Here is an 11,401-nt window from a genome sequence, read left to right on the forward strand (position 1 = left end):
TAGCGCTCCTATAGGGTCATAGGAGAGGGCAGGAAACGCTCGCATTCAGCGAGGGTTCCGAGGGCGGGCGGCGCAAGCACGAGGAGAGGATCTTGGCAAAGCAGGACATTTCGATCCGGACGGAAGACGGAACCGCCAAGGCAGGGTTGTTCCGCCCGAGCCATCAAGCTGCGGCGGGTATCATCCTCTACATGGATGCTTTCGGCCCGCGGCCCGCGCTCGATACGATGGCCGAGCGCCTCGCGGGTGAGGGCTATGTGGTTCTCGTTCCCGATCTCTTCTATCGCTTCGGCGATTATGGCCCCTTGGATGCCAGGACGGCCTTTTCGGAGGAGCCCACCCGCAGTGCGTTGCGGAGCATGATCGACGGTACGAGTCAGGACATGACCCGGCGCGATTCGGCCGCGTTCCTTGCCGTATTGACGGAAGCGGGCGCCGTGGGCCGGATCGGCACGGTCGGCTATTGCATGGGCGGAAGCCGCGCCATCCATGCTGCTGCGGCCTATCCCGACCGCATTGCCGCGGCGGCGAGCTTCCATGGTGGACGCCTCGCGAGCGATGCGCCCGACAGTCCGCATCGCCACGTGTCCACGATCAAGGGACGCGTCTATGTGGGAAGCGCGGGCGTGGACGGCAGTTTTCCGCCCGAGCAATCGGCCCTGCTGGCGGAAGCGCTGCGACGGGCCGAGATCGATCACATCATCGAAAACTATGTCGGCATGGCGCATGGCTGGGCCGTTTCCGACCACAACGTTTATGACGAACGCGGTGCCGAGCGGCACTGGAAGCGGCTGCTCACCTTCTTCGAAGAGACGCTGCGATAAGAAGATCGCTGCGGCCTGCCTGACGTCCCTCAGGCGGGCTTTGAAACCTTCGGCGGCAGCGGGAACAGGCTCACGAAACGGCGGGCCATGTCACGGTCGCCCTCGACCCGCAACGCGCCGGTCCGTTCCAGCGCCTCCAGCGGTTGGCTGCCATAGATTGCGCCGGCGAGCACCGGCGGCAGCCCTGTCAGGATCACCTCGGCCTCGTCGAGTGCGGCGCGCCCGATCTCGATCCGTCCGTCGGATAGATGGGCGAGGAAGGTTTCCTCCCCTATGCGAAAACCAATCCTCGCATCCATGCCCTTTGCCCGCTCTCGATTGAACATCGTCCTCATGGACAACACCAGGGACGCCGTGCTGAACGGCAGGGCCGGGTCGTGCGCGGGCGAGCGCGCCGCCCAGCGGCCGAGCGCCTGAAAGATCGGCTCGCTCTCATATCCCCATTCCGTCAGTTCATAGACCTGCACCGCCGCAGGCGGGGCAGCTTGCGCCGCACGAGAATGCCGGCCGATTCCAGCCCCTCGAGGCGTTGGGTAAGGACATTCGCACTGATGCCGGGCAGGCTCTCGCGCAGGTCGCTGAAGCGCTTGGGGCCCAGCATGAGTTCGCGCATCACCAGGAGTGCCCAGCGTTCGCCGACGAGGTCGAGGGCATGGGCGGTCGCACAGGCGTCCTCATAATGGCGCCTGGCGCGAGGTTCTGGCCTATCAGTTATTTTTTCTAACTTCATAGTTGCTATTAATAACTTTTCATGGAATCAATGTCAAATCACAAGCCGAGAGGGAGAGACCCAATGTCCAAGCTGATCTTCGTGAACCTGCCCGTCGCCGATTTGCCCCGGTCCATCGCCTTCTATGAGGCCCTGGGGGCGGTGAAGAACGAGCAATTCACCGACCATACCGCCGCTTGCATGGTCTTCTCCGACACCATTCATGCGATGCTCCTGACCCACGACAAGTTCCGTCAGTTCACGCCGAAAAAGATCGCCAATGCCAAGGAAACGACCGAGGTCCTGATCTGCATCTCCGCTGAAAGCCGCGATGACGTCGATGCGACACTTGCCAGGGCTGCTTCTGCCGGTGGCACGATCGATCCCGGCCCGAAGCAGGACTACGGCTTCATGTATGGCCGCAGCTTCGAGGATCTCGACGGTCACATCTGGGAAGTGATGTGGATGGATGTCGCGGCGGCCAAAGAAGCCATGAGCGAGACGACCGCAGCGTGAGCGCGAAAGTTCATGGGGAGTAAAGTTCACGGGGAGTGAAGACAATGATCGACCAGAATGCTGCTAAGCATGAGCTCTCGATCACGCGACTGATCCATGCCTCGCCCGAGACCGTCTACAAGGTCTGGACCGAACGCACCGGCGAATGGTGGGCGCCGCGCCCCTACACCACGCCCGTGGTCGATTTCGAGCTTCGGCCCGGTGGACGTGCCTACACGATGATGCGCTCGCCCGATGGCGCCGACATGCCCCATGACGGTGTGTTCCTGGAGGTCGTGCCCAATCGCAAGATCGTCGTGACAGATGCCTTCAAACCGGGCTGGATCACGCAGGATGCGTTCATGCTCGCGATCGTCACGTTCGACCCGGAAGGCTCCGGCACCCGCTACACCGCCCGGGTGCAGCACTGGAGCGAGGAGGCCATGAAGCAACACGAACAGATGGGCTCCCATGAGGGCTGGGGCATCGTGGCGGGCCAATTGGCCGAGCTCGCCGAAGGCCGGCTGGTATCCTCCGCGGCTTGATTCATCGAAGTGAGGGAACGAATGAATACGATGTCTTACGCAACGACGGCACAAGCAGACACCAGGAGCAGCGCAGGTGTCTGGACAGGACGGGCCCTGAGCGGCCTCGTCGTCCTCTTCCTCCTCTTCGACGGGGCAATCAAGCTGGTGCCGCTTCAGGTGGTGATCGACACTGTGATCCCGCTCGGCTGGCCGACCGATCCCGCCCTGTGGCGCACCCTGGGAATCGTGCTCATCGCGTCCGCTCTGCTCTACGCCACTCCGCGCACGTCGATCCTGGGCGCGATCCTGATCACCGCCTATCTCGGCGGCGCGATCGCCACCCATGTGCGCATCGGCAGTCCGCTGTTCAGTCACACGCTGTTCGGTGTTTATCTCGGGATCGCTCTCTGGGCTGGACTCTGGCTGCGCGATCCGCGCGTGCGGGCGCTTTTTCCGCTTGCCCGCTGACATCTCGCCTAACATGTCCTTGATGAAACGGCGGTGGTTCGTCTCAGCGATGCGGCTGGATCACGGATCGCTATGGCGTCTCCTGGCAGATCGTGCCAGCCGCACTCCGCATCATGATGATGGACAGGGATCCCGCACAGATCCGCCGGGTCATGGAAGCGCTGCTCGCGATAGTTGAGCTCGATGCGAGCGCACACGAGAGCGCCTATCGCGCCTCCTCGGCGGCGTGACGAATTGATTGTTCAGGCAACGGCCGCGGCGAGCTGGATCTGCAGCCCGTCGATGACGACGCGGTTTCGTCCGGCCGCCTTGGCCTTGTAGAGAGCGCCGTCCGCCCGCTCGATGACATCCTGAATGTCCCGGTCAGCGGCATTTGCCATGGCACCGCCGATGCTGATGGTAATGGACAGTCTCTGCTCCTGGTGCTCGATCGGAAGGGCCTCGATCGCGCGGCGCAGATTCTGGGCGATGGTAATGATCCCGCTCGCATCCGCTCCATGCACGAGGACGATGAACTCCTCGCCGCCGAAACGCGCGATGATGTCGGAGGATCGCAGGGCCTTCGTCAATGCGGTTCCGACGGTCTGGATCACGGCATCGCCAGCGGCATGTCCGTAGGTGTCGTTCACCTTCTTGAAGAGATCGATGTCGAGGAGCAGAACGGCCAGCGAGCGCTCGGAGCGTCGGTAGAGATTGAAAGCATCGCTGGCCAGGAGGCTGAAGCCACGGCGGTTGAGGAGGCCTGATAAGGCATCCGTCTCGGCCAGCTGACGAAGAGCCGTCACGTCCTTTTCATGCTGCGAGGCAACCTCGATCACTTGCTGCTCCGCCGCACCGGCTCGCCGGAGAAGGGAGCGGAGCGCCGCCGAAAGCCTGACGATCTCCGAGGATCCCACCACCCGGGGAACCTGGGAAATCGTCGGATCGCGGCCGATCTTGTCGGCCGCCTGGATGATCGCCTGCAACGGGCGGGCAACGCCCTTCGCAATGAGGCGGGCGCAGATCAGTCCGGCGAAAGCGATTGCGAATCCCAGGCCGATGATCGTCCAGACGATGCCCTTGGTGGCTGCGAAGGCGATGGTGTCGGGCTGACGGGAGATCACGATCCAGCCGAGACCCCGGTAATCCTTGTAGCCGTCTGCAACGGCATAGCCGGTCAGCATCGCCTCGGGCCCTGAGACATCTTCGAAGGCGCCCGTCTTGGCCTGACGCATCGCGCGGATCTGCTCGTCCGGGAACGGCTTGCTGCCGATATTCGGCCCGAGGAGCATTGTCCCATCACCGGAGAGGATCCAGATCGACTTGGCGTCAGGGCGAGCTTGGCTGCGGAGAATGGTCTGCCGCCGCTCCTCCGCCCAGGTCCAACTCAGATGCGCTCCGACCACGCCGATCACGCGGCCGCTCTCGTCACGAACGGGCGCCGCCACGTCGACGAAGCGGAACGGCTCGTTGTTCGGTGCCGGACCCAGAAGAGTGGCGAGGAGCTTGGCTTCGTGCACGTCGCCGACGGCCGGCCCCTTGAGGCCATCCTGGAACCATGGACGCGCCTGGACGGATTGGCCCTCCAGCATGCCTTGCGTCGCAGCCTGGACTGTTCCGTCGGGCGTGGCATATCCGATCCAGGCATAGTCCGGATAGGACGTCCGCAACTGCTCGAGCACCTGGCGGATCATGGCCGGATCGCCTGTCCAGATAGCCTTCAGGGGCGGCATGGCGGCCAGATTGCGGACCTCCCGGTAGCGTTCGAACATGCCGCGATCCAGGATGCTCGTCGTGAGGGCCGCATCGTGGGCCTCGTTGTTCATGACGATCTGTCTGACCCGGCTCTGGGCGATATAAGCCGCTCCCGCGGCAAGAGCGCACACGAGGGCAAGGCACAGCACACCCACCAGCAGGGTCACCTGCTGCCGAAGCGACCAATGCCGCATTGCTATCATGAGTGCCGTCCGCTGAAGAAAAAGAGGTTGGAAGGCCGAGCCTTATACCGGCGATGTATCTTCGTGTCACCTTTCCAGCCGGATGGTTAAGGTTGTTTTGCCGGGCCTGGTCTCGCCGCCGAGTTCGTCCAGCCGCCCGGTGTGACGCTCAATGCTATTCCGCATAGGATTGAAAAACGCGTTCCCGCCGTGCAAGCTTGAGCAGACAGCAGGGATGAGCGATGGCCGTTTATATGTTGGCGCTCCTGATCGGAGTGATCGCCGGGTTGCGTGCGATGACGGCTCCCGCAGCCGTCAGCTGGGCAGCCTCTTTCGGTCTTATCAATCTCGAGGGAACCTGGCTCGCCTTCCTGGGCTATCGCTTCACGCCCTGGATCATGACGGTTCTCGCCATCGGCGAACTGATAGGCGATCAGCTCCCCACCACGCCCAGCCGCAAAACGCTGCTTCCCTTCGCGACCCGGATTATCGTCGGTGGCCTGTGCGGCGGTGCGATTGCCGCGCAGAGCGGTTCCTTCCTCGGCGGGCTTGTTGCCGGAGCCGTGGGCGGGATCATCGGCACGCTCGGAGGGGCGGAAGGCCGGGCACGCTTGGCAGCCGCCTTTGGCAAGGATCGTCCCGCCGCTTTGATCGAGGATGTTATCGCGATTCTCGGAGCGGCATTGATCATGGGAGTGGTATCATGACCCAATCTTTCGATGCCATCGTCGTCGGTGCCGGACAGGCAGGGCCTTCGCTGGCCGGACGGTTGGCGGCGGCGGGCATGAAGGTCGCCATCATCGAACGCAAGCTTTTTGGCGGGACCTGCGTCAATACCGGCTGCATGCCGACGAAGACGCTCGTGGCGAGCGCCTATGCGGCGCATCTCGCCCGTAGGGGTGCGGATTACGGCGTTTCCATCACGAGCCCCATCGCTATCGACATGAAGCGGGTCAAGGCGCGCGCCGACACGGTCTCGACCAATGCGCGCACGAATCTCGAGACTTGGCTGCGCGGCATGGATGGCCTGACCGTCATCGAAGGTCATGCCCGTTTCGAGGGACCGGACACGATCCGTGTCGGGAACGAACTGCTGAAGGCATCGCGTATCTTCCTCAATGTGGGTGGCCGCGCGAGCATTCCCGACATGCCGGGCGTCGATACGGTTTCCTATCTCACCAACAGGTCGATCCTCCAGCTCGAGACGCTCCCACGGCATCTCGTCGTAGTCGGCGGCAGCTATATCGGTCTCGAATTCGCGCAGATGTACCGCCGCTTCGGCGCGCAGGTGACCGTCGTCGAAAAGGGACCGCGCCTGATCGCCCGCGAGGACGAGGATGTCTCGGAGGCCATTCGCGACATCCTGACGGCAGAAGGGATCACCGTCCGCACCAACGCCACCTGCATCGGCTTCAAGCCGCACGCTGACGGCGTGGCGGTCGATGTCGATTGCACCTCCGGCGAGCCGGTCGTGGTCGGCTCGCATGTGCTGCTCGCCGTCGGGCGTCGCCCCAACACGGACGATCTCGGCCTCGACAAGGCTGGTGTTCAGGTCGACGCGAGAGGCACCATCGTCGTTGATGACACGCTTGCAACCAGCGTGCCGGGCATCTGGGCTCTGGGCGACTGCAACGGTCGGGGTGCCTTCACGCACACGGCCTACAACGATTACGAGATCGTGACCGCCAATCTGCTCGACGGCGCGTCACGGCGGGTCAGCGATCGGCTGTTGGGCTATGCGCTGTATATCGATCCGCCGCTCGGCCGTGTCGGCATGACGGAGACGGAGGCGCGCAAGACGGGCCGCGAGCTTCTCGTCTCCAAGCGTCCGATGACACGGGTCGGACGCGCGATCGAGAAGGACGAAACCAAGGGCTTCATGAAGATCGTCGCCGATGCCGACACGAAGCAAATCCTCGGTGCCGCGATTCTCGGAACAGGCGGCGACGAGGCGATTCATGGCATCCTCGACATGATGAATGCCGGCGCGAATTACCCGACCTTGCAATGGGCCGTGCCGATCCACCCGACGGTTTCGGAGCTGATTCCGACGGTTCTCGGCGACCTGAAGCCCCCCGGTTGAGGCAAATGTAGGTTCCGTTCTCTCCCTATCGAACCAGGTGCATTACAGAATTGTAATTCTTCCGCAATGCAGCGGGCAAACGGCCACGCCTACCTTGATCCTCGTTGCAGCGCGAACCCATTCATTGCTGTGTCGGCTCATACGGAGGATCATCAGTGACTTCGAATCAGGAGCTCAAAGGGCAACGAAGTGCGACGCTATCCCCCTTGGATTTGAAACAGATCAGGGAAGCCGTCAGCGAACTGCGCGCCACAAGCCCGAAAAGTGTCTTGGCGGACCTCGTCGAGGAAAAGATCCGGGCGCTTGAGGACGATGATCCAGGTCTGCTGCTTGACTATGCACCCTCGCAGAGACGGCGGATCTTCAGTTAAGAAGAAGCCTGAACCAGTCCCACATCCGGGCTCCAATCGATCTCAGGAAACACCGAATGGACGACAAAATCACGGCCGTGCTCGATGCCTATCACGAACTGATCCGCGAGGAGCGGAGCGGGGCCCGTGAAACGCCTCCGGGCGGACGCGACGGCGGGCAGGATCGTCGCATGCGTGCGGTCGGGCCGGAAACTGGCCAGCTGATCAACATCATTGCAAGGGGCTTGCAGGCGCCGAACATTCTCGAACTCGGCACGTCCTTCGGCTATTCCGGCATCTGGCTGGCGGAAGCTGCACGGGCAAGCGGCGGCAGGCTGACGACGATGGAGTTGCACGACTACAAGTCGGCCTATGCCCAGGAGATGGCCATCAAGGCAGGCCTTGCCGAGTCCATCGACTTCAAGGTCGGCGATGCGGTCCAGATGATCGATGAACTGCCGTTTGGACTCGATTTCGTGCTCGTTGATCTGTGGAAGGATCTCTACGTGCCCTGCCTGGAGGCGTTCTATCCCAAGCTCAATCCCGGCGCGATCATCGTGGCCGACAACATGCTGCGTCCTGGAGGCGAAGATGTGAAACGCTACGGCAAAGCCATCCGCGCCAAGCCCGGAATCACGAGCGTGCTGTTACCCGTCGGGACAGGGATCGAGATCAGCCGCTTTGAGCCAATTGAGGCGAGCGGTCACTTCAAGAAGTAAAGGCGAAGCAGTTGATGAACTGCTTCGCCTTTTCATGTCTCGGTGGCGCTGTACGGGTCAGCGACACTCGTGATCAGACGTCCAGATTCGCTACTGAGAGCGCATTTTCCTGGATGAACTCGCGACGGGGCTCCACCACGTCGCCCATGAGCTTGACGAAGAGATCGTCGGCGTCGGTGGTGTCCTTCACCCTCACCTGCAGCAGCGAACGCACGTCGGCATCGAGAGTCGTCTCCCAGAGCTGCTGCGCTGTCATCTCGCCGAGGCCTTTGTAGCGCTGGAGCTGCAGGCCCTTGCGGCCGGCGGCAAGCACCGCGTTGAAGAGCGAGAGCGGGCCGTCGATCTGCATCTCGTCATTCTTGCGCACGAGCTTCGCCGGCTTCGCATAGACGTCCTGCAGGGATGTGGCGCGCTCGTCGAGCTTCTTGGCTTCCTGGCTGGCGATCAGCGCCTGATCGAGCGTTGCTGTCTGCGTCACGCCGCGCACGGTGCGCGAGAAGACATAGCCGCCATCATGGACCTCGCCGGTCCAGCCGCGCTCGAGCTCCTCCGAGATCGCATCGAGGCGCTGGGCGATATAGATTGCTGCAGCGGGGCCGCGGTCGGGATCATCGACCACATCAGGACGCAGCGCGCCGGCAATTGCCGCCTGCTCCACCGCCTTGCGGTTATAGCGCGTATGCAGGCTGTTCAGCACCTGCCGCACGAGGCGGGCCTCGTCAATGAGCCCCTTGAGCTGGGCGCCTTGGAACTCCACACCGGTTTCGAGGCGAAGCGCAGCCGAGTCGATACCGGCATCGATAAGGAAGTCCTCCAGCGCGCGTTCGTCCTTGAGGTAGATCGCCTGCTTGCCGCGGGTCGCCTTATAGAGCGGCGGTTGCGCGATATAGAGATATCCGCGGTCGATCAGCTCCGGCATCTGCCGGAAGAAGAACGTGAGCAGCAGCGTGCGGATGTGCGAGCCGTCCACGTCCGCGTCGGTCATGATGATGATGCGGTGGTAACGCAGCTTGTCGAGGTTGAACTCCTCGCGGCCGATGCCGGTGCCGAGCGCGGTGATCAGCGTGCCGATCTCCTGGCTCGACAGCATCTTGTCGAAGCGCGCGCGCTCGACGTTGAGGATTTTTCCGCGCAAGGGGAGCACCGCCTGGAAGGCCCGGTTGCGGCCCTGCTTGGCGGAGCCGCCGGCCGAGTCGCCCTCGACGAGCAGCAATTCGCACTTCGACGGATCGCGCTCCTGGCAATCAGCGAGCTTGCCGGGAAGAGACGCGATGTCGAGCGCTCCCTTGCGGCGGGTCAGCTCGCGCGCCTTGCGCGCAGCCTCGCGGGCGGCAGCGGCTTCCACCACCTTGCCGACGAGAGTGCGGGCTTCCTGCGGATGCTCCTCGAGCCAGTTGTTGAGAGCCTCGTTCATGACGTTCTCGACGGCGGGACGCACCTCGGACGAGACGAGCTTGTCCTTCGTCTGCGACGAGAACTTCGGATCGGGCACTTTCACCGACACGACGGCGGTCAGGCCCTCGCGGCAATCGTCGCCGGTGAGCGAAACCTTTTCCTTCTTGGTCAGGCCGGAGGATTCCGCATAGCCGTTGACCTGACGGGTCAGGGCTGCGCGAAAGCCCGCGAGGTGCGTGCCGCCATCCCGCTGCGGGATGTTGTTGGTGAAGCAGAGCACGTTCTCGTGGTAGGAGTCGTTCCACCATAAGGCCACTTCGACGCCGATGCCGTCCTTCTCGGAGCGGATCAGGACCGGCTGCTGGATCAGAGGGGTCTTGGCGCGATCCAAATAGCGCACGAAGGCTTCGACGCCGCCCTCGTACATCAGCTCCTCGCGCTTGTGCTCCGCATGGCGCTTGTCGGTGATGATGATGCGCACGCCCGAGTTCAAAAAGGCGAGCTCGCGCAGGCGGTGCTCCAGGGTGGCGTAATCGTACTCCACCATGGTGAAGGTTTCCGTGGAGGCCAGGAAGGTCACTTCCGTGCCGCGCTTGCCTTCGGCGTCGCCGACAACGGCCAGAGGCGCAACCGCATTGCCATGACGGAACTCGATCTCGTGAGCCTTGCCGTTTCGGTAGATGCGCAGCTTGAGCCAGCTGGAGAGCGCGTTCACCACGGACACGCCCACGCCGTGCAGACCGCCGGAAACCTTGTAGGAGTTCTGGTCGAACTTACCGCCCGCATGCAGCTGGGTCATGATGACCTCGGCCGCCGAAATGCCTTCGCCCTGGTGGATGTCGGTGGGAATGCCGCGGCCGTTATCGGTGACCGTCACGGAGCCGTCCGCATTGAGCGTGACCGTGACTTCCGTCGCGTGACCGGCGAGAGCCTCGTCGATGGCGTTGTCCACCACCTCATAGACCATGTGGTGGAGGCCCGAGCCGTCATCGGTATCGCCGATATACATGCCCGGCCGCTTGCGCACCGCATCAAGGCCCTTGAGCACCTTGATCGATTCCGCGCCATAGGCGTCGGCACTTACGTTGATAGCAGGTTCGGCCATTTGGGATCCTTCAGGACGCACAAAAAGGAGAGGCGCGCCAGGTTTTGATTCGTCATATCAGATATTTAGTGACGATTGGTTGAAATTTCACCCCCACGCGCATACGCGCGCGTGAAAAGGGGCCGAAAAATCCACCAGAAACTGCTGATCGAGCTGCCGGAGAGGCGGTTCTTTGCCTCAGGACGCAAGGTTCAACGTGACGCAACGGCCGCTGCCGCGCCGGCCAGCAGGGCGCCCGTGGTGCGGTTGAGGATCCGGATCGCCATCGGCGTCGTGAAGAGCTGCCGGGCGCGAGCGGCGAGCACGATATAGCCGGCAAAGACCACGCCCACCACGCTCAAGGTCGCCACCACCAGTTCCGCATAACCCAGCACTGTGATTTGGGTGAGATCGAGGATGGTCGGCAGGAGGGCCAAGTAGAAGACGATGGTTTTCGGATTGCCCAAGGTCAGGGCAAGCCCGCCGAGCAGAAGCTTGGCTGGATGCTCGGTCCCGGCCTGCGCCTCCACGTCCCTGGCCACGACGGGCGCCGTCCAGATCTTGTAGGCGAGGTAAAGCAGATAGGCTGCGCCCGCATATTTCACGACCAGGAAAATCTCGTGGAAAGCCTGTGCCAGGGCGGCCAATCCTAGGACAGCGAAGGTGAGCCACACCACATCGCCCAGGGCAATACCGATACTGAAGGGGATGGCCTCTTTCGACCCTCGTCCGAGCACTCGCGCCACGATGGCGGCAATCCCCGGCCCCGGTGAGGCGGCGGCGACGAAGAGGGCAGAGGAGAACAGGATGAGACCTGCGAGTTCCATGCGC

At 62.9% G+C, this 11,401-nt stretch carries 11 protein-coding genes and 2 pseudogenes; 9 read left to right on the plus strand and 4 right to left on the minus strand.

The window, feature by feature from the left end; translation table 11 throughout:
• Positions 1 to 92 precede the first annotated feature (92 nt).
• On the plus strand, positions 93 to 824 hold the full coding sequence (locus tag ACD578_RS22470; protein WP_404288655.1) for a dienelactone hydrolase family protein: 732 nt from the start codon (positions 93 to 95) through the stop codon (positions 822 to 824).
• A gap of 29 nt (positions 825 to 853) precedes the next feature.
• Here the strand turns inward: ACD578_RS22470 and ACD578_RS22475 are convergent.
• Positions 854 to 1,554 (minus strand): annotated as a pseudogene (locus tag ACD578_RS22475) (winged helix-turn-helix transcriptional regulator).
• Between the two features lie 63 nt (positions 1,555 to 1,617).
• Here ACD578_RS22475 and ACD578_RS22480 point away from each other — a divergent pair.
• From ACD578_RS22480 to ACD578_RS22500, 5 genes and pseudogenes are all read left to right on the plus strand, one after another.
• A complete protein-coding gene (locus ACD578_RS22480) occupies positions 1,618 to 2,049 on the plus strand; it encodes a VOC family protein (protein ID WP_404288657.1) in 432 nt (143 codons plus the stop codon).
• A gap of 44 nt (positions 2,050 to 2,093) precedes the next feature.
• Complete coding sequence (locus ACD578_RS22485) at positions 2,094 to 2,573, plus strand: SRPBCC family protein (protein ID WP_404288659.1); 480 nt, start codon at positions 2,094 to 2,096, stop codon at positions 2,571 to 2,573.
• Between the two features lie 30 nt (positions 2,574 to 2,603).
• Complete coding sequence (locus tag ACD578_RS22490; protein ID WP_404293993.1) at positions 2,604 to 3,023, plus strand: DoxX family protein; 420 nt, start codon at positions 2,604 to 2,606, stop codon at positions 3,021 to 3,023.
• A 35-nt stretch (positions 3,024 to 3,058) separates the two neighbouring features.
• Positions 3,059 to 3,112, plus strand: a pseudogene (locus ACD578_RS22495) (VOC family protein); the annotation flags it as partial.
• Positions 3,113 to 3,115: 3 nt separating this feature from the next.
• Complete coding sequence (locus ACD578_RS22500; RefSeq protein ID WP_404288661.1) at positions 3,116 to 3,253, plus strand: hypothetical protein; 138 nt, start codon at positions 3,116 to 3,118, stop codon at positions 3,251 to 3,253.
• 12 nt (positions 3,254 to 3,265) lie between these two features.
• On the opposite strand, the gene ACD578_RS22505 is transcribed toward ACD578_RS22500, so the two are convergent.
• A complete protein-coding gene (locus ACD578_RS22505; protein ID WP_404288663.1) occupies positions 3,266 to 4,960 on the minus strand; it encodes a diguanylate cyclase in 1,695 nt (564 codons plus the stop codon).
• A gap of 221 nt (positions 4,961 to 5,181) precedes the next feature.
• Here ACD578_RS22505 and ACD578_RS22510 point away from each other — a divergent pair, with 221 nt between their 5' ends.
• From ACD578_RS22510 to ACD578_RS22520, 3 genes are all read left to right on the plus strand, one after another.
• Positions 5,182 to 5,646: a DUF4126 domain-containing protein gene (locus ACD578_RS22510; protein ID WP_404288665.1), complete on the plus strand. Its 465-nt coding sequence runs from the start codon at positions 5,182 to 5,184 to the stop codon at positions 5,644 to 5,646.
• Positions 5,643 to 7,022, plus strand: coding sequence for an FAD-containing oxidoreductase (locus ACD578_RS22515; protein ID WP_404288667.1), 1,380 nt, complete (start codon positions 5,643 to 5,645; stop codon positions 7,020 to 7,022). Before ACD578_RS22510 ends, ACD578_RS22515 begins: the two co-directional genes overlap by 4 nt.
• A gap of 427 nt (positions 7,023 to 7,449) precedes the next feature.
• A complete protein-coding gene (locus ACD578_RS22520) occupies positions 7,450 to 8,091 on the plus strand; it encodes an O-methyltransferase (RefSeq protein WP_404288669.1) in 642 nt (213 codons plus the stop codon).
• 73 nt (positions 8,092 to 8,164) lie between these two features.
• Here the strand turns inward: ACD578_RS22520 and gyrB are convergent, their stop codons facing one another.
• Together gyrB and ACD578_RS22530 are read right to left on the minus strand one after the other, a co-directional pair.
• The gene (gene gyrB / locus ACD578_RS22525) at positions 8,165 to 10,591 is read right to left on the minus strand and encodes a DNA topoisomerase (ATP-hydrolyzing) subunit B (protein ID WP_404288671.1); all 2,427 of its coding nucleotides are present in this window, start codon (positions 10,589 to 10,591) and stop codon (positions 8,165 to 8,167) included.
• Between the two features lie 191 nt (positions 10,592 to 10,782).
• On the minus strand, positions 10,783 to 11,397 hold the full coding sequence (locus ACD578_RS22530) for a LysE family translocator (protein WP_404288673.1): 615 nt from the start codon (positions 11,395 to 11,397) through the stop codon (positions 10,783 to 10,785).
• Positions 11,398 to 11,401 lie beyond the last annotated feature (4 nt).

The sequence above is a fragment of the Microvirga sp. RSM25 genome (assembly GCF_044784385.1).
In the GTDB taxonomy this organism is placed as follows: domain Bacteria; phylum Pseudomonadota; class Alphaproteobacteria; order Rhizobiales; family Beijerinckiaceae; genus Microvirga; species Microvirga tunisiensis.